Here is a 17,577-nt window from a genome sequence, read left to right on the forward strand (position 1 = left end):
GTGTGCCGGTTCCTCACAGCAAAACGGCGCCGCATGGGCGCCGTTCCACAAAAATATAGGGCCAAGTGCCATATCAAGCGCTGACATTGCCCTTCTTTTCCTTCTGTTCGGAATAGATGTAGAGCGGCCGGGCGCTGCCGGTCACCACCTCTTCCGAAATCACCACCTCGCGCACGCCTTCGAGCGCGGGCAGTTCGAACATCGTGTCGAGCAGGATCGCTTCCATGATCGAACGCAGGCCGCGCGCGCCGGTCTTGCGCTCGATGGCGCGCTTGGCGATCGCCGAAAGCGCGTTCTCGTGGAAGGTCAGGTCGACATTTTCCATCTCGAACAGGCGCTGATATTGCTTGACCAGCGCGTTCTTCGGCTCGGTCAGGATCTGGATCAATGCCGGCTCGTCGAGATCTTCGAGCGTCGCCAGGACCGGCAGACGACCGACGAATTCCGGAATGAGGCCGAATTTCAACAGATCCTCGGGCTCGACCAGGCGGAAAACGTCACCAGTGCGGCGATCCTCCGGCGACGCGACGATGGCGCCAAAACCGATCGAGGTTTTCCTGCCGCGGTCCGAGATGATCTTGTCCAGCCCGGCGAAGGCGCCGCCGCAGATGAACAGGATGTTGGCGGTGTCGACCTGCAGGAATTCCTGCTGCGGGTGCTTGCGGCCGCCCTGCGGCGGCACGGAGGCGACCGTGCCTTCCATGATCTTCAACAGTGCCTGCTGCACGCCCTCGCCCGACACGTCGCGGGTGATCGACGGATTGTCGGACTTGCGCGAAATCTTGTCGATTTCGTCGATGTAGACGATGCCGCGCTGGGCGCGCTCGACATTGTAGTCGGCCGACTGCAACAGCTTCAGGATGATGTTCTCGACGTCCTCGCCGACGTAACCGGCCTCGGTCAGCGTCGTGGCGTCCGCCATGGTGAAGGGCACGTCGATGATACGGGCCAGCGTCTGCGCGAGCAGCGTCTTGCCGCAGCCGGTCGGGCCGATCAGCAGGATGTTGGACTTGGCCAGCTCGACGTCGTTGTTCTTGCCGGCATGCGCGAGGCGCTTGTAGTGGTTGTGGACCGCCACCGACAGCACGCGCTTGGCGTAGGGCTGGCCGATGACGTAGTCGTCGAGAACCTTGAGGATCTCCTGCGGGGTCGGCACGCCCTCGCGCGACTTCACCATCGAGGTCTTGTTCTCCTCGCGGATGATGTCCATGCACAGCTCGACGCACTCGTCGCAGATGAACACCGTTGGGCCGGCGATCAGCTTGCGCACCTCGTGCTGGCTTTTGCCGCAAAACGAGCAATAGAGCGTGTTCTTGGAATCACCGCTGTTGTTGCCGACCTTGCTCATTTTCATGTCCTTTCATGGCCGCCCGCCGATGGTCTGGCTGAAAGGGCGCATACTCTATTTATCGCGGGAATCCGCCGCCGCCAGTCTTCCGGCTCCCGCAACGTATTCCGTACGAAACACAAATCAGAAAACGTGGCAATGATTCGCAGCTTCCCCACGCAAAGCTAAGCCGTCGAAAATCAACATAGCCTTAACGTAGGCAATCCCGACCTCCGAGGGAACAGCCAATTGTGGCCGAAATGACGCAAGACGCGCCAAAAGCGCGTGATGGTGCCATCCAACTGCCAACTAGCCTTTATGCCAACGCTCCCTCGGCCGCCTCGCGCGACGAAATGACCTTGTCGATCAGGCCGAAATCCTTGGCCTCATCGGCGGTCATGAAATGGTCGCGGTCGAGCGTCTTCTCGATCTCGTCATAGCTCTTGCCGGTGTGCTTGACATAGACCTCGTTGAGACGACGCTTCAGTTTGATGATGTCCTGGGCATGACGCTCGATATCGGACGCCTGGCCCTGGAAGCCGCCGGACGGCTGGTGGACCATGATACGGGCGTTCGGCGTGGCGAAGCGCATGTCCTTGTGGCCCGCGGTCAGCAGCAGCGAGCCCATCGAGGCCGCCTGGCCGATGCACAGCGTCGACACGGCCGGCTTGATGAACTGCATGGTGTCGTAGATCGCCATGCCCGAGGTGACGACGCCACCCGGCGAATTGATATAGAGGTTGATTTCCTTCTTCGGGTTCTCGGCCTCGAGGAACAGGAGCTGCGCGCAGACCAGCGTCGCCATGCCGTCCTCGACCGGACCTGTGATGAAAATGATGCGCTCCTTGAGGAGGCGCGAGAAAATGTCGTAGGCCCGCTCGCCGCGATTGGTCTGTTCGACCACCATCGGAACGAGGTTCATGTAGGTTTCGACGGGATTCTTCATCAGTTATCTCTTGTCTCGCGGTGGGATTCCGGCGCCGGACAGGCTGGCAGCTCGGGCAGAATCGGTTCTGGATCGTCAAGATGTAAATAGGATGCCGGCTCATCCTTGTGCAAGGCCGACCCGTCCTAGCCATCTGGGTAAGTCGAATCAAGCTTCTGGGCAAGGATTAGCAGCAGCTGATGCCACGCCGACCCGAAATACCGAGCCGGCCCCACCAGGTAGCAGTTTCTTAACCTCGTCACTTAACGAAATGCGCCGAAACCGCTTTTCTCCGCAACGGCCTCCCCTACAATTCAACGTTGAACTTGTGGCTTTGTTTTTATGCATGTCGTTGCCCCAAAACCGAGGTTCACTTTTGGGCGCCATGCAATGGAGTTCAAACGGGGGAGTGCCGTGTCTGAGAAAACCGCATGCTTCACCATTGCCGGGCTGACCCTGCTCGGCTCGATTTCCCAAACGGCGGCAGGCGGCCGCGCAGTCGAATGCTACGAGCCCGTCCGCACACCGGCCGTTTACGACACTGTCTATGAAGACGTCATAGTCAGCCCTCCCGGCCAGCAGATCGTCGACTATGATCCGCCGATCTATGGCACGCGTGAGCGCGTGGTGATGACCGTTCCGGCACAGGTTCAATATGAAGTGGTCCCGGCAATCACCCGGACCATCTACCACACCGTCAGGATCGATGGCGGCGGTTATTCCTGGGAATGGCGCGTGATCCATGGCCGCCGGGTGCTGTGCAAGGTCTGGCACAAGGCGCGCTACCAACGCGTCGCCGAGACGGTGGTGATCCAGCCCGAGCGAACGCGGCGCGTCGTCGTTCCGGCGCAATATGACAGCATCGCCGAGGAGGTGCTGGTGCGGCCCGAGCAAAGGCGCGTCATCGATATTCCCGCCGCCTACCAGACCGTCCCGCGGCGCGTGCCGGTGCGTGAAGGGTCATCGGGGTGGCGCCGCGTGCATATACCGAGGCACTGCCAGGACTGAGCCTAGGCCACCTCGGCCCGCAGCCAAGCCTTGAGGCCCGCGACATCGCTGTCGTCAATGGCTTTGGCAACACGGCGCCCGACGGCGGCGCCAAATTTGTAGCCGTGGCCCGAGCAGGCGGAGACGACCAGGCACTTGCCTGTCTCATGCGCCAGGAATTTCTCGTCTGACGTGAAGGTGTAGGCGCAAGTGACCACTTCGGTTACCTTATACTCCTCGATGCGGGCGATCGGCGGCGAAAACAGGTTGCGGATCGCCTCGCCCTCGCCCGGCACCGGCTCGCGGTTCCAGTCGGCGTCGCTGGTCGGCACCTTGTGCAGGCCTGAGCCGAATTTCATGCCGGCGCCACGGGTGGGCGGGATCATGTAGCCGTCGGTCTCGCCGCCGACATCGAGAATGACGGGCGCCGCCTCCCAGGCCGCCTTGAGATCGGCGGGCGGTTCCACATAGGCGAGCGCGGTCCGAAAGGTCTTCAATTCGCCGCCGAGTTCGGGGAATAGCTTCAGCACCCAGGCGCCGGCGGCAACGACGATGCGGTCTGCCTGCATCGTCTCGCCGCTTTCCAGCACGATATGGCCGGCCTCGGCATCGATCTCCGTCACCTTGCTGTGCTCGTAGACGTTGGCTCCGTTGGCGCGCAGCCAGTTGGCGAGCCCCGCCGCTATTCCGCGGCAATGCAGCGCGCCGCCTTCCCTGGAGAAATAGGCGTAGCGGAACGAGCCGGCCTCAAGGAACGGCCAGCGCTCGACGGCAGCGTCCGGTTCCAGCAGTTCGAAAGGGAAATTCCCCTCTTCCAGGCCCTCGCGGTATTCCTCGGCCTCATCGCCGGGCTCGCGCGAAACGCAGACGAATCCGCGCGCATCGAGGTGGTTCTCGCCGAGATCGGCCCACATCTCGTCCCAGGCCTCATAGGCTTCGGTGATCAGCCGCCCATAGCCGGTTCCAGCGCGGTAGGCGCGGCGAATGATACGGTGATGGTCGCCCGATGCCGCCAGCGGATTGGGAATCGGCCCCTGCTCGACGATCGACACGGCGTGGCCCGCCTTGACCAGAGACCACGCCGTGGAGAGACCGGCGATACCCGCGCCGACAACGATCACATTCATCCGTCCAAACTTTCCGCAACCCTATGGCTGGCTCAATGCATCGGGCTGTCGGACGCAACATACGGTCTGGAACCGGGCTGGCAAGCCGCGCTATGGGTCTGGCATGACCAAATCGACGCTCCCGTATCTGGCCTTTGATCCAGCCACTCGCCGGCTCAGGCTCGACCCGCGCGAACCGGCTTTCTTCCTGAACCCGTACGAGGCCTACGGCTTCCTGCACGACGCATCGAATGCATTTTTCTGGGAAGAGTTCGGCTTCTGGTGTTTTGGCGGCTTTGGCGATGTCAACAGACTGCTGCGCGACCGCCGTTTCGGCCGCCAGAACCCGGCCGGCATCCCGGACAGCCGCGATATCGGCCAAGGCAGGACCCATCTCAAGGCGTTTGACGGCATCGAAGCCAACTCGATGCTGGAACTGGAGCCGCCGGTGCACACGCGGCTGAGGACATTGGTCAACCGTGCCTTCGTCTCGCGTCAGGTCGAACGGTTGCGGCCGCGTGTCGAGGCACTCGCCAACGAATTGATCGATCGTTTCGAACCTGGCAAGGCCGTTGACCTCCTGCCGGCCTTCGCCTCCCCGCTGCCGATTACCATCATCGCCGAAATGCTCGGCGTGCCGGTGGAGATAGGCCCGCAACTGCTCGACTGGTCGCATCGGATGGTCGCCATGTATATCCATGGCCGCATCCGCGAGACCGAGGACACGGCCAACCGTGCCGCGGGCGAATTCTCCGACTTCCTGCGCGGTTACGTCACCGAGCGGCGCAAGAAGCCGGGCGATGACTTGCTGTCGCTGCTGATCTCGGCCCAGGAAGACGGCCAGAAACTGTCCGAGGACGAACTGGTCTCCTCGGCCATCCTGTTGCTCAACGCCGGCCATGAAGCGACCGTGCACCAGACCGGCAATGCCGTCCATTCCATCCTGGCGCAAGGCGGCGACCCGCGCCGCTTCTTCACCTCAGCGGAAGCGACAGCAGCGACGGTCGAGGAATGCCTGCGCTTCGACGCGCCGCTGCACATGTTCATGCGCTATGCCTATGAGGAGATCGAAATCGCGCCCGGCATCGTCGTGCGGCCGGGCCAGACGATCGGACTTTTGCTTGGCATGGCCAATCATGACCCGCACGCCTTTCCCGAACCACAGGCCTTCCGGCAGGAGCGCACCGACCAGAAGAACGTGTCTTTCGGCGCCGGTATCCATTTCTGCATCGGCGCGCCGCTCGCCCGCCTCGAACTGCAGGTTTCGCTGAAGACTTTGTTCGAGCGGCACCCGCGACTGCATCTTGCCGAACAGCCCCGCTTCCGCGACACTTACCACTTCCATGGGCTGGAGGCGCTCTCCGTGCGCTTCTGACCATGGTGGGCTGGGGCTTGCGATGAGATTGTTTTCGAGAGGCGCGATCGCGCTCGCCGTGACGATCCTGCTCGGGTGCATGGCTGACGCCGTGGCCCAGAAGCCGGCGAATATCCGGCGGCAAGATGATCAAAGCTTGATCACATACTCCTTGCGAGTCGTTTCAAGCACTTCCCAGCTTCCCCTGAAGCCTGGCCTCAGCACGAAGCTGTCGCCGGCCTTGACGGTGCGCGCTTCCCCACCCTCTTCGGCGATCACCGAGACGCCTGAGAGAATGTGGCAGAATTCCCATTCGTCATAAACGATGCGCCATTTGCCGGGGGTCGATTCCCAGATGCCGGCATAGAGGCCGCCGTCGCGCTCCTCGACGTTCCAGGTGCGGAATTTCGGATCGCCCGAGATCAGGCGATCCGGCGCGGGCGCGCCGGATCCGGGCTCGACGCCTTTGGTGTCGACGGGAAGAAGCGCGGTCATGTCAGGTCAGACCTTGGCGAGTGCCTGTTCGAGGTCGGCGACAATGTCGGTGACATCCTCGATGCCGATGGACAGCCGCACAGTGTCCGGGCCAGCGCCGGCCTTGACCTTCTGCTCGTCGGAAAGCTGGCGGTGCGTGGTCGATGCCGGGTGGATGACCAGCGACTTGGTGTCGCCGACATTGGCCAGATGCGAGAAGAGCTCGAGTGCCTCGACGAACTTGATGCCGGCCTCGTAGCCGCCCTTGAGGCCGAAGGTGAAGACGGCGCCGGCGCCTTCAGGCGAGTATTTCTTCTGCAACGCATTGTTCTTGTCGCTGGGCAGGCCGGGATAATTCACCCAGGCGACCTTGGGGTGGTTGGACAGCCAGCCGGCGACCGTGATCGCGTTGTCGCAGTGCCGCTGCATGCGCAGCGGCAAGGTTTCGAGGCCGGTGAGGATAAGGAAGGCATTGAACGGCGAGATCGCCGGGCCGAGATCGCGCAGGCCGAGCACACGGGCGGCGATGGCGAAAGCGAAATTGCCAAAGGTTTCGTGCAGCACGATGCCGCCATATTCGGGGCGCGGTTCCGACAGCATCGGGTACTTGCCCGACTTCGACCAGTCGAAGGTGCCGCCATCGACAATGACGCCGCCGATCGAGTTGCCGTGGCCGCCCATGAACTTGGTCAGCGAATGGATGACGATATCGGCACCGTGCTCGACCGGACGGATGAGGTAGGGCGAGGCCAGCGTGTTGTCGACGATCAGCGGCAGGCCATGCTTGCGGGCGATGTCGCCGATCTTCTCGATATCGACGAAGGTGCCGCCCGGATTGGCCAGGCTCTCGATGAAGATCGCCTTGGTCCTGTCGTCGATCTGGTTCTCGAAGGTCGAGAGATCATTGGTGTCGGCCCAGCGTACCTCCCAGCCATAATTCTTGAAGGCATGGCCGAACTGGTTGATCGAACCACCGTAAAGCTTGTTGGCGGCGACGAAATTGTCGCCGGGCTGCATCAGATTGTGGAACACGATGACCTGCGCGGCATGGCCGGATGCAACCGCAAGCGCAGCGGTGCCGCCCTCGAGAGCCGCGACGCGCTCTTCGAGCACTGCCTGGGTGGGATTCATGATGCGGGTGTAGATATTGCCGAACGCCTTCAGCCCGAACAGCGAAGCGGCGTGGTCGGCGTCATCGAAGACGAAGGAGGTCGTCTGGTAGATTGGCGTGGCGCGCGCGCCGGTGGCCGGATCGGGCTTGGCGCCGGCGTGGACCGCGAGCGTGTTGAAACCGGGCGTACGGGTCACTGAAACCTCCCTCAAGAACTTTCTCAAATTCGCCGGGCATTCTTGGCGAAGCGCGGCCTGGAATGCAAAGAAGAAAATACCTTTCGGCGTGCGATCTGCAATGAACGCACGGGAAACTTAATGGCTTCCCGAAAAAATTTTGCGCACCGGCAGTTGACTGGAATCTTTTGCGAAAAAGCGATCCCGGATCACGTCACTTCTGGCGCACGCCAAAACTCTGGAAGCCCTGGCGCATAAGCGGCTTTTTCGACGACAGGACGCCGGAATTGACGCCGGTCCAGCCGATCTCGCCGGAGAGCTTGCCATATTCGATCTTGGGGCAGCGGTTCATCACCACCTTGATGCCGGCGGCTTCGGCGCGGGCGGCTGCCTCGTCATGGCGCACGCCAAGCTGCATCCAGATGACTTTCGGCAAAGGATCGAGCGCCAGCACCTCGTCGACGATACCGGGAACCGCAGCTGCATTGCGGAAGACATCGACCATGTCGATCGGCTCCGGGATGTCGGCCAGCCTGGCATAGGTCATCCGGCCGAGGATTTCCTTGCCGGCCTGGCCGGGATTGATCGGGAACACCGAAAACCCCTTGGCCAGCAGATATTTCAACACGAAATAGCTCGGCCTGACATCATTGGCCGACGCGCCGACCATGGCGACGGTCTTCACCGCATTGAGGATGCCGCCGATATAGGTGTTGTCGTAGCTATCGTGGTTCATGCCTCGTCCTCATACAACGCCTCAGCGAGAAAACCATCCGGGTCATTGCTGAAATCGCGCAACATGCGGAAGTGGTCGGTATCACGAAAATCAGAGGGCTCGAGCCCGAAGCGGCTGATGCGGAACAGTTGCGCGCCGGGACAGGCCATCAGCAGCGGCGAATGGGTCGCCATGATCACTTGCGCTGTGCCCGACTGGTCCATGCGCCGAAGCATCTTCAGCAATTCGATCTGGCGCGTCGGGGAAAGCGCGCTTTCGGGCTCGTCGAGAATATAGATGCCTTGCCTGCGGCAGCGCTCCTCGAAGAAGCGGATGAAGCCTTCGCCATGCGACCAGGACAGGAAATCCGGCGGCGGCGGCTTGAACGGATCCTCCAGCGCCGCCTGATCGAGATAGCGAGCCACGGAGTAAAAGGATTCAGCACGAAAGAACCAGCCGGCGGTGACTTTTGGCAACCAGTGGCCACGGAATGTGTTCGCCAGTGCGGCGCCACTCTTGTCGATGGCACTGGCATGGTCGACCGGTCGGTAGCCCTTGCCGCCGCCGGCCTCGTCATAGCCGGCCAGCGCGCCGATCGCCTCGAGCAGCGTGGATTTACCGGTGCCGTTCTCGCCGACGATGATGGTGATGGGCGTGGCGAATTCGAGCTCGAACTCGTGGCCGCGAAACAGCGGCAGGTTCCAAGGGTATTTCTCCCAGTCCGTCACGCGCTCCGGGTCGAGCAGAATGCGCTTGAGATACGGTGCCTTGAGCCGTGTCAGCTGCTTGCGATAAGCCATCAATCAGGCAGCGAAATCGTGCCGTCTTCCGCGATCGGGAAGGCCGGATTGTGCGCCACTTCCCAAACATGCCCGTCTGCATCGGCGAAGTACCCATACCAGCCGCCCCAGAAGGCACGGCCGGCCGGCTTGACGATACGCCCGCCGGCCTTCTCGGCCATGGCGAGCACCTCGTCGACTTCGGCGTCCGAGCGGGTGTTGTAGGCGAGATAGACGGCCGACGGCGCCTGGGCGAAGGTGATGCCCGAATCCTCCTCGGCGCTGGCGCGCGGGAACAGACCGAGGATGGCGCCGCCCATCTGGAAAAAGGCGACACCGTCGGTGATGCCCGCGTGGCGCTTAAGACCCATGGCCTCGTAGAAACGCACCGCAAGATCCAAATTGTCGGTGGCGATGGTGATGATGGAGATGCGCGGTTCCATGATCCTCGTCCTATTCGTCCGTCCATTCCGGCTTGCGCTTGCCGATGAAAGCACCAATGCCCTCTTCCGCGTCCCGCGCGAGCATGTTCTCGACCATGACGCGGCCGGTATAGTCATAGGCATCCGCCAAGCCCATCTCGGCCTGCGCATAAAAAGCTTCCTTGCCGGTCTTCACCACCAAGGAGGATTTGGAAGCAATGGTTTGCGCGTATTTGGTGACAATCTGATTCAGGTACTCGCGCGGCACGACGCGGTTGACGAGGCCGAATTCCTTCGCCGTTGCCGCGTCGATCGTCTCGCCGGTCAAGAGCATCTCCATCGCCTGTTTGCGCGAGACGTTGCGCGACAGCGCCACCATCGGCGTCGAACAGAACAGGCCGATATTGACGCCCGGCGTGCAGAAGGTCGCCTCATGCGAGGCGATCGCAAGGTCGCAGCTTGCGACCAGTTGCAAGCCGGCGGCTGTCGCCAGGCCGTCGACCTCGGCGATGACAGGCAGGGGATGGCGCACGATGGTCTGCATCAGGGTCGCGCAAGCGGCAAACGTCTCTTCGAAGAAGGCCTTGCCGCGATCGGCGTCGGCGCGCCGCGCGGTCATTTCCTTGAGGTCGTGGCCGGCGCAGAACACCTTGCCGACCGCCGACAGCACGATGACGCGAACGGCTTTGTCGGCCTTGGCGCGGTCGAGTTCCGCCGTCAGCGCCGCCATCACAGCCAGCGACAGGGCGTTGGCGGGCGGATTGGCGAGCGTCAGGCGCAGCACGCCCTTATCCAGCCTCGTCGTGACCGGGCCCTCGTCGGCGGCAGCAGGCTTGATGGCAAGGATTTCGGCCATGGCTAAGGTCTCCGCGATTCCGGTCGTGCTGGCAGAGTATCTAATATCGGATCGGCTTTCGTCCAACACCCATTGCTTGCGCCAGGATCGCTTGCGCCGAGGATGAAGGTGTTGCCAGAAATGCCGCGCTGCGTTCATACAGGCTTGGCGCAAAACGAGAGGCCGACATGCCCGCCCAGAACAATCTCAAGCCCGTGCTGACCGCAGCGCAAGTCAATGTGCTGATGGAGACCGTCTATCCGCAACTCAACGAACAGTTCAAATATTACGAGGCAATCGACGTGTTCCCAGGCGGCTGCATTGTGCGGCTCAACGCTGGCGAGCGGCACCTGCGTCCTGGCGGAACTGTATCCGGTCCATCGCTGTTCACGCTGGCCGACATTGGCGGATATGTCTGTGTGCTTTCCCACGCCGGGCCGGACGCGCTTTCTGTTACCGTCAACCTCGACATCAACTTCGTACGCAAGGCCGAGGCCGGTCCGATCGATGGTCATTGCCGCATCCTGAAGCTGGGAAAGAGCCTGATGGTGTTCGACATCGACATCGTCGCCGGCCCGGATGGACACACAATCGCGCATGCCACGGGTACCTATTCGATCCCGCCGCAGCGCGCCACTGATGTGGTAAAATAATACCTTTAGACCAACCTATTGTTTCTACAGCATTTTCTGTACAATAGGACTTTCCCGCTGCCTTGACGCGGTCACTCCGCTCGCCTATAAGCCCTCACGAAGCAGCGGCCCGCAAAGGCCGCCGTTTTGTTATTGGCTGGGGACAAACGTCTTTCGCCAATCCAAGCAACAAGAAACGCCTTCCCTCCTGAAGGTCAAAACCGAGAGCAGAAAACATGACAACCTTTTCGCAGAAGCCTGCGGATGTGGTGAAGAAGTGGATCCTGATCGACGCCGAGGGTCTCGTCGTCGGCCGTCTTGCCACTGTCATCGCCAATCATCTTCGCGGCAAGCACAAGCCGACCTTCACCCCGCATGTCGACGACGGCGACAATGTCATCGTCATCAATGCCGACAAGGTGGTGTTCACCGGCAAGAAGTTCACCGACAAGGTCTATTACTGGCACACCGGCCACCCCGGCGGCATCAAGGAGCGCACCGCGCGCCAGCTGCTCGAGGGCCGTTTCCCCGAGCGTGTCGTCGAGAAGGCCGTTGAGCGCATGGTTCCGCGTGGTCCGCTCGGCCGTCGCCAGATGAAGAACCTGCGCGTTTATGCAGGCGCGGAGCATCCGCATGTCGCCCAGCAGCCAGAAGTTCTCGACGTGGCCAAGCTGAATTCCAAGAACAAGAAGGTCGCATAAGATGGCTGAGCTTTCCTCGCTCGCAGAACTGGGCGCCGCCACCGGCAACACGAACACGCAGGCCGCGGCTCCCGTCCACGTCCAGAAGCTCGACAAGTCGGGCCGCGCCTATGCCACCGGCAAGCGCAAGAACGCCATCGCGCGCGTCTGGGTGAAGCCGGGTTCCGGCAAGATCGTCGTCAATGACAAGGAATTCGCGACCTATTTCGCGCGTCCGGTCCTGCAGATGATCCTCAACCAGCCGATCATCGCCTCCAACCGTTCGGGCCAGTACGACATCGTCGCCACCGTCGTCGGCGGCGGCTTGTCCGGCCAGGCCGGTGCCGTGCGTCACGGCATCTCCAAGGCGCTGACCTACTACGAGCCGGCGCTGCGCGCCGTGCTCAAGAAGGGCGGCTTCCTGACCCGCGACAGCCGCGTCGTCGAGCGCAAGAAGTACGGCAAGGCCAAGGCCCGTCGCTCCTTCCAGTTCTCGAAGCGCTAGGCGTTCCGAACTCCGATATCGAAAAAGGCCGCCTCCGGGCGGCCTTTTTTTGCTTTCGGGGCTACAGATTCGAGTGATCGACAAATTGCGGGACAGCGCCCCTCCGACCTGCCGGGCAACTCTCACGGGAGAGGGAGAGCGGCAGCTTCATCCGCCACTCCTAATTGATGCTGGCTGTATGCGCCGGTTCTGTCGGCAGCTTGTCCTCGGCATAAGACACGCGATAACCATTCGCCGCCAGCCAGCCGACCGCGGCCTTCGGCTCGTCAGTCTGGATGATGGTGGCGCCGCGATCGGCCCAGAAGCCCCAGGCTTCGCGCGGCAGGCTGGCCTGGACCGCCAGTTCATCACCACGGCCGCCAGCGAGGAAGCCGCCCGGTTTGTTGACGATGGCGTAGGTGTCGGCCCAGATATGCCAGTCGCCCCTCACCGCCTCGGCGCGCATGCGGGTGCTGAACAGCGATCCGCCGGTTTCGGTCAACGTCTCGGCGCCCGCCCGCCAGTTGATCAGCTCGATCGCGCGCGGTGCGAAAGCATGGTCGACCGTCGAGGCGAAGCCGGCATCATGCACCGCGTCATCGGCGATGATCGGCATGAACTGGAAGCCATCGCCTGCCGCGGCCATGGCGGCCCTCACCGTGGTGATCCTGTCTTGGTTCCACAGGTTTTCCTTGACGATGACTTGCTCGGCCATACCGAGATCCCGAGCCACCGCGATCATGCCCGGGAGGTCGCCGACTTCGAGCTTGTTGTCGAGATTGATGAGGATCCTGTCCCTTGTCGCCATCAGCATCTCGCGCAACGTCGAGACGGTCTCGTTGGTAACGGCATGGGTGCCCTCGATCACCAGCCGGCATCTCTTCAGTTCGGCCAGCGTGTAGTTGAGGACCTCTCCCTTGCAGGTGGTCGTGCGGTCCAGCCAGCTGTCATGCATGACGATGAACTCGCCGTCCTTCGAGCGCCGGATATCGACCTCGACGATTTCGGCGCCGATCGCGATCGAGCCTTCCACGGCGGCAAGCGAGTTTTCCGCATAGAGCGTCTTGCCGGCCTGCATGCTGCCGGCGCGATGGGCAGCCACCATGACATGGTCGCGCCACTGGTTGGCATGTTCGAAGCGGTCGAGGATCTGCCTGGCGCGAGTTTCGCCGGCGAAGGCCTGACCGGAGGCGGCCGCCAGCGCGGTGGAAAGCAGAAGGCTCAGCCAGATCGTCCGCATCGAGAATCGCTCCTTGCCGGATCGAGCCGGGGATAGGCGACATCGGTGACATCCAGGTGAACGAAGCCGGCTAAAGCGCGTCAGATGCGCTTCGACAGCCGGCGGAACCAAGCCATTGCAGGCATTTCGACCAGGCGCGATGTGACCCACGACAGGGCGATGGTGGCGGCGAGCATGACGACGATCGCCACAGTCCCTGTCCATCCGGCCAAAGCCGGTCGCGGGCTCGCCACGCAGTACTATGTCGCCAATCAAGCCGAGGCCGAGTTTGCGCTCGACGAGCCCGGCGACATTGATCAGGCGCGCCTGAACGAAGATGTGGACCATGTAGATCGAATAGGACAGCGCGCCGAGCGTCGACATGAACGACGTCCTGAGCAACGCGCTGATCCAGCCGCCTTCATGGGCGAAGAGAAACAGCGCCAGGGCGAACACCAGGGGCGCGGCAATGCCGGCGTCGTTGTCGCCCGCCAGCGAGACAAAGAGAACGATGACGGCCACCATGACGATTTCGGCAAGAGTCCAGCTCATCCGCGGGCCGTTTGCGAGCAAAACCTGTCGCGCCCCTGCAATGGAATCATGCTGAAACCAGGCCAGCAGGGCGCCGAGCGAGAAGCCGTAGAGGCAGCGGATGAAGCCGAAATCATAGGACACATCCATATGATGCGTGGAGAAGCCGAGCAGGAACAGCGGCGCGGTGACGGCGGCGGCGACAAACCATATCCAGGCGCGCGCGCCGGCGACGAAGACCACGCCGGCAAACAGGAGACAGGCAAAAAACCCGGCCGAAATGCTCCAGCTTGGCGCGTTCCACGTCAACCGATCCTCAAAGCCGACACCTTGCAGCAAAAGGAGATTGGCAGCCAAGCTCCCGAGATCGAAGCCGCAGGTGAAGGGAGCTGCCCCCGTGCCATGCAATTGCGGCAGCACCTGCCGCAACAGCTCGAAGGCGGCAAAGGCGGCAAGCATTACCAGATGCGGTAGATGCGGCCGAAACGGACCAGCGCAAAGCGGGTAACCTCTCCCGGCCGGCCCAGCCGATTGGCATAGCTCGAGGCGATGACAAAGCCGGAAAGGACAAAGAAGAAATCGACGAAAAGATAGGACGAACCGATAAAGCTGCTCTGCGAGATCGCCGAGGAGGTCGGGAAATGAAACAGCGTCACCAGCAACGCGCAGATGCCGCGCCACGAATCGAGAACCTGGAAGCGATCGCCGGCGATCGTGCCGGCGTGGGTCGACACCACGGCATCCGACGGATTAAGAAACGCGGTCTGCGTCATGATGATACAAATCCTGTCTTGCCGTGGCATCCGGGCGGCACGGTTTCGTCTCCCCAAGCTGTGACTGGCATCTTCCATGCCGGTTTTGTAGTTGTTGCACCCCGATGAAAACGAGGACCAGTAATGGCGACCAAGAACATCGACCATGCCTTCACCACCCGCTCCAAAACGGGTGGCGCCCTTGAGCCGACCTATTCCGGCGCGCTGTCTTTCATGCGGCGTAAATACACCAAGGACGTGAGGGGCGCGGATGCGGTGGTGTGGGGCATTCCCTTCGACGCCGCCGTCACCAACCGGCCGGGTGCCCGGTTCGGGCCGCAGGCGATCCGCCGCGCCTCGGCGATCCTCGACAACGACCCGCAATACCCGTTTTCACGCGATCTGTTCGAGCACCTCGCCGTGGTCGATTATGGCGACTGCCTGCTCGACTCGGGAAACCATCAGAAGACGCCCGGCACGATCGAGCGCGAGGCGGCCAAGATCCTGAAATCCGGCGCCTTCCTGCTGACGCTCGGCGGCGACCATTTCGTCACCTGGCCGCTGCTCAAGGCGCACGCCGCCATCCACGGGCCGCTCGCCTTGGTACAGTTCGACGCCCACCAGGACACATGGCCCGATGACGGCAAGCGCATCGATCATGGGTCCTTCGTCGGCCGCGCGGTCAAGGAAGGCATCATCGATCCCGACCGCTCGATCCAGATCGGCATCCGCACCCATGCGCCCGACACGTTCGGCATCAAGATCCTGCATGGTCATGAAATCGAGGAAATGCGCGCCTCCGACATCGCCTACGCCATCGTTGATCGCACCGGGGGCAGGAAGACCTATCTGACCTTCGACATCGACTGCCTCGATCCGGCCTATGCGCCGGGAACCGGCACGCCGGTTTCTGGGGGGCCGTCGTCAGCGAAGATCCTTTCGACTCTGCGTCAGCTCAACCAGGTCGATATTGTCGGTGCCGATGTCGTGGAGGTTGCGCCGGCCTATGATCACGCCGATATAACGGCGATCGCCGGTTCGATGGTGGCCATGCAGTATCTCGGCCTGCTGGCAGAGCGAAAGGCCCGGCTCGATGAACTGAACAGCGGCGACCACAATGGCGCCGCGGTCAATCATGGCAACGGCATATAGTCCTCAGGGAATTTGATCAGCAATGAAACCGAAAATCTTCATCGACGGCGAGCACGGCACCACCGGCCTCCAGATCCGGGCGCTGCTTGCCGAGCGCGGCGATCTGGAGATCATTTCCATTCCGGTCGAGCGCCGCAAGGAAACGGCCGCGCGCGCCGAATTCCTCAACGCCGCCGATATCGCGATCCTGTGCTTGCCCGACGATGCGGCCAAGGAAAGCGTCTCGCTGATCGCCAACGACACAACCAAGGTCATCGATGCATCGACGGCGCATCGCGTGGCCGAAGGCTGGGAATATGGCTTCGCCGAATTGGACAAGGAGCAGGCGAAGAAGATCGCCACGGCCAAGCGCGTCGCCAATCCCGGCTGCTGGCCGCAGGGGCCGATCGCGACGCTCAGGCCACTGGTCGCCGCAGGCCTGCTGCCGGCCAATTTCCCGATCTCGGTCAACGGCATTACGGGTTATTCGGGTGGCGGGCGCCCGATGATCGAGGACTACGTCGCCAAGGGCGAGGACGCCTCGGAGTTCCTGCCCTATGGCCTGACCCTGCAGCACAAGCACGTGCCGGAATTGAAGGCCTATGCGAAGCTGTCGCACGATCCGATCATGCAGCCGGCGGTGGGCAATTTCGCGCAAGGCATGATCACGGTTGTGCCGTTGCAACTCGGTGGCCTCGACCTCGTACCGACAGGTGCCGAACTTCACGCCGCCATTGCGGACCATTTCGCCGCGATCAAGGGCGGTGTGGTCGAGGTGGCTCCCTATGCGCATCTGGAGCGCGTGCCTGACATCGATCCGGAGGTCTACAACGGCACCAACCGCATGAAGGTCTATGTCTTTGCCAACGACAGCAGAGCTCAGGCGCTGCTGCTGGCGGTCTACGACAATCTCGGCAAGGGTGCTTCCGGTGCTGCCGTCCAGAACATGGACCTGATGCTCGGTCTGTGATGAACGCGCCGGCCTTTCCACCGCGCTGGAAAGTCAGCGAACCCGAACTCATTGCCGAGACCTTTTCGAGCCGCATCTGGAAGGTGCGGCTCGAGGACGGCTCACCAGCCATTGTGAAGGCGCTGAAGCCGTTCGACGACGTTGCCGACGAGTTGCGCGGCGAGCATTTCCTTGCCTGGCGGCGCGGCGAAGGCGCGGTCCGGCTTCTCGGCCGCGACGGGCATTCCATGCTGCTCGAATATGGCGGGGACACACTTCTGTCACAGGTTCTCGACGAACAAGGCGACAATGCAGCGACCGCCATCGCGGCGGATGTGATGGCGAAATTGTTTTCGCCATCTGATCACCCCTACCCGTCCGAGCTTCAGCCGCTCAGGGAGCGGTTCGCCAGCCTCTTCAAGAAAGCCGCAACCGATCGTGACACCGGCGATGACAGCCTCTATGTCGAGGCTGGCGCCATCGCGGATCGACTGCTGGCCAATCCGCATGACATCAGGCCGCTGCATGGCGACCTGCATCACGAAAACATCCTGCGGGGACCGCGCGGGTGGCTGGTGATCGATCCGAAGGGCGTGCTCGGTGATCCCGGCTTTGATGCCGCCAATATGTTCTACAACCCGCTCGACCGCGACGCACTTTGCCTCGCCCCGGAGCGGATCGCGCATATGGCCGAAGTGTTCGCACGGACGCTGCGGCAATCGCCGGCAGCGATACTGGACCATGCCATCGCCTATGGTTGTCTGTCCGCGTCCTGGCATCATGAGGACGGCAATGCGGTCGAGGAGAACCGCGAACTGTCGATCGCCGCGGCGATCCGGGCAGTGCGGGCGCGTTTCTGACCCGGGGAAGAGCCCAAGCGAGCGCTTGTTGACCATGATCGGTTACGGACCTGCCCTGGCTCCCTCACCAAGGATTTGTCATGCTCAGGGCGACGCAGTCGAGTGAATTCTGGATGTGATTGGCCGCA

Annotated in this window: 20 protein-coding genes; 9 read left to right on the forward strand and 11 right to left on the reverse strand. The window is 62.2% G+C overall.

Features of this window, described 5'->3' with window-relative positions; all coding sequences use genetic code 11:
• Positions 1-73: 73 nt before the first annotated feature.
• The gene (clpX, locus tag O7A70_RS13095) at positions 74-1,348 is read right to left on the reverse strand and encodes an ATP-dependent Clp protease ATP-binding subunit ClpX (protein WP_023759839.1); all 1,275 of its coding nucleotides are present in this window, start codon (positions 1,346-1,348) and stop codon (positions 74-76) included.
• A gap of 295 nt (positions 1,349-1,643) precedes the next feature.
• Positions 1,644-2,273, reverse strand: a complete 630-nt coding sequence (gene clpP, locus O7A70_RS13100) for an ATP-dependent Clp endopeptidase proteolytic subunit ClpP (protein ID WP_027028064.1) — start codon at positions 2,271-2,273, stop codon at positions 1,644-1,646.
• Between the two features lie 393 nt (positions 2,274-2,666).
• Between clpP and O7A70_RS13105 the strand changes: the two genes are divergently transcribed.
• The gene (locus tag O7A70_RS13105; protein WP_337140695.1) at positions 2,667-3,260 is read left to right on the forward strand and encodes a hypothetical protein; all 594 of its coding nucleotides are present in this window, start codon (positions 2,667-2,669) and stop codon (positions 3,258-3,260) included.
• 2 nt (positions 3,261-3,262) lie between these two features.
• Here the strand turns inward: O7A70_RS13105 and O7A70_RS13110 are convergent, their stop codons facing one another.
• Complete coding sequence (locus O7A70_RS13110) at positions 3,263-4,366, reverse strand: NAD(P)/FAD-dependent oxidoreductase (RefSeq protein ID WP_337140696.1); 1,104 nt, start codon at positions 4,364-4,366, stop codon at positions 3,263-3,265.
• Between the two features lie 103 nt (positions 4,367-4,469).
• Between O7A70_RS13110 and O7A70_RS13115 the strand changes: the two genes are divergently transcribed.
• Complete coding sequence (locus tag O7A70_RS13115; protein ID WP_337140697.1) at positions 4,470-5,720, forward strand: cytochrome P450; 1,251 nt, start codon at positions 4,470-4,472, stop codon at positions 5,718-5,720.
• A gap of 129 nt (positions 5,721-5,849) precedes the next feature.
• Here the strand turns inward: O7A70_RS13115 and O7A70_RS13120 are convergent, their stop codons facing one another.
• The 6 genes from O7A70_RS13120 to O7A70_RS13145 form a co-directional block, all read right to left on the reverse strand.
• On the reverse strand, positions 5,850-6,194 hold the full coding sequence (locus O7A70_RS13120; RefSeq protein ID WP_337140698.1) for a cupin domain-containing protein: 345 nt from the start codon (positions 6,192-6,194) through the stop codon (positions 5,850-5,852).
• A 6-nt stretch (positions 6,195-6,200) separates the two neighbouring features.
• Complete coding sequence (locus tag O7A70_RS13125) at positions 6,201-7,481, reverse strand: O-acetylhomoserine aminocarboxypropyltransferase (RefSeq protein ID WP_337140700.1); 1,281 nt, start codon at positions 7,479-7,481, stop codon at positions 6,201-6,203.
• A 193-nt stretch (positions 7,482-7,674) separates the two neighbouring features.
• Positions 7,675-8,196 carry a CoA-binding protein gene (locus O7A70_RS13130; RefSeq protein ID WP_140506460.1) on the reverse strand — a complete coding sequence of 174 codons (522 nt, stop codon included), beginning with the start codon at positions 8,194-8,196 and terminating at the stop codon, positions 7,675-7,677.
• Positions 8,193-8,975, reverse strand: coding sequence for an AAA family ATPase (locus tag O7A70_RS13135; RefSeq protein ID WP_337140701.1), 783 nt, complete (start codon positions 8,973-8,975; stop codon positions 8,193-8,195). The genes O7A70_RS13130 and O7A70_RS13135 overlap by 4 nt, the downstream gene beginning before the upstream one ends.
• Positions 8,975-9,397 carry a VOC family protein gene (locus O7A70_RS13140; RefSeq protein ID WP_337140702.1) on the reverse strand — a complete coding sequence of 141 codons (423 nt, stop codon included), beginning with the start codon at positions 9,395-9,397 and terminating at the stop codon, positions 8,975-8,977. Before O7A70_RS13140 ends, O7A70_RS13135 begins: the two co-directional genes overlap by 1 nt.
• Before the next feature lie 10 nt (positions 9,398-9,407).
• Positions 9,408-10,232, reverse strand: a complete 825-nt coding sequence (locus tag O7A70_RS13145) for an enoyl-CoA hydratase (protein WP_337140703.1) — start codon at positions 10,230-10,232, stop codon at positions 9,408-9,410.
• Between the two features lie 167 nt (positions 10,233-10,399).
• Here O7A70_RS13145 and O7A70_RS13150 point away from each other — a divergent pair, with 167 nt between their 5' ends.
• The 3 genes from O7A70_RS13150 (at position 10,400) to rpsI (ending at position 12,028) form a co-directional block, all read left to right on the forward strand.
• On the forward strand, positions 10,400-10,864 hold the full coding sequence (locus O7A70_RS13150) for a PaaI family thioesterase (protein WP_027143617.1): 465 nt from the start codon (positions 10,400-10,402) through the stop codon (positions 10,862-10,864).
• Between the two features lie 215 nt (positions 10,865-11,079).
• The gene (rplM, locus tag O7A70_RS13155; protein WP_010915638.1) at positions 11,080-11,544 is read left to right on the forward strand and encodes a 50S ribosomal protein L13; all 465 of its coding nucleotides are present in this window, start codon (positions 11,080-11,082) and stop codon (positions 11,542-11,544) included.
• A gap of 1 nt (position 11,545) precedes the next feature.
• The gene (gene rpsI / locus O7A70_RS13160; RefSeq protein WP_010915637.1) at positions 11,546-12,028 is read left to right on the forward strand and encodes a 30S ribosomal protein S9; all 483 of its coding nucleotides are present in this window, start codon (positions 11,546-11,548) and stop codon (positions 12,026-12,028) included.
• A 160-nt stretch (positions 12,029-12,188) separates the two neighbouring features.
• Here the strand turns inward: rpsI and O7A70_RS13165 are convergent, their stop codons facing one another.
• On the reverse strand, positions 12,189-13,247 hold the full coding sequence (locus tag O7A70_RS13165) for a glycerophosphodiester phosphodiesterase family protein (protein ID WP_337140704.1): 1,059 nt from the start codon (positions 13,245-13,247) through the stop codon (positions 12,189-12,191).
• Between the two features lie 174 nt (positions 13,248-13,421).
• Between O7A70_RS13165 and O7A70_RS13170 the strand changes: the two genes are divergently transcribed.
• Positions 13,422-14,231: a hypothetical protein gene (locus tag O7A70_RS13170; protein WP_337140705.1), complete on the forward strand. Its 810-nt coding sequence runs from the start codon at positions 13,422-13,424 to the stop codon at positions 14,229-14,231.
• Here O7A70_RS13170 and O7A70_RS13175 read toward each other — a convergent pair.
• Positions 14,216-14,530, reverse strand: coding sequence for an acyltransferase family protein (locus O7A70_RS13175; RefSeq protein WP_337140706.1), 315 nt, complete (start codon positions 14,528-14,530; stop codon positions 14,216-14,218). The two genes, O7A70_RS13170 and O7A70_RS13175, sit on opposite strands and share 16 nt — an antisense overlap.
• Before the next feature lie 123 nt (positions 14,531-14,653).
• Between O7A70_RS13175 and speB the strand changes: the two genes are divergently transcribed.
• From speB to O7A70_RS13190, 3 genes are read left to right on the forward strand one after another with little or no spacing between them, the layout of a single operon-like run.
• Positions 14,654-15,661 (forward strand): agmatinase, encoded by a 1,008-nt coding sequence (gene speB, locus O7A70_RS13180; protein ID WP_027143614.1) that lies wholly within the window; start codon positions 14,654-14,656, stop codon positions 15,659-15,661.
• Between the two features lie 22 nt (positions 15,662-15,683).
• Positions 15,684-16,610 (forward strand): N-acetyl-gamma-glutamyl-phosphate reductase, encoded by a 927-nt coding sequence (gene argC, locus O7A70_RS13185; RefSeq protein ID WP_337140707.1) that lies wholly within the window; start codon positions 15,684-15,686, stop codon positions 16,608-16,610.
• A complete protein-coding gene (locus O7A70_RS13190) occupies positions 16,607-17,449 on the forward strand; it encodes an aminoglycoside phosphotransferase family protein (RefSeq protein WP_337140708.1) in 843 nt (280 codons plus the stop codon). Before argC ends, O7A70_RS13190 begins: the two co-directional genes overlap by 4 nt.
• The last annotated feature ends 128 nt before the right edge of the window (positions 17,450-17,577 follow it).

The organism is Mesorhizobium sp. Cs1299R1N1 (genome assembly GCF_037179655.1).
In the GTDB taxonomy this organism is placed as follows: domain Bacteria; phylum Pseudomonadota; class Alphaproteobacteria; order Rhizobiales; family Rhizobiaceae; genus Mesorhizobium; species Mesorhizobium salmacidum.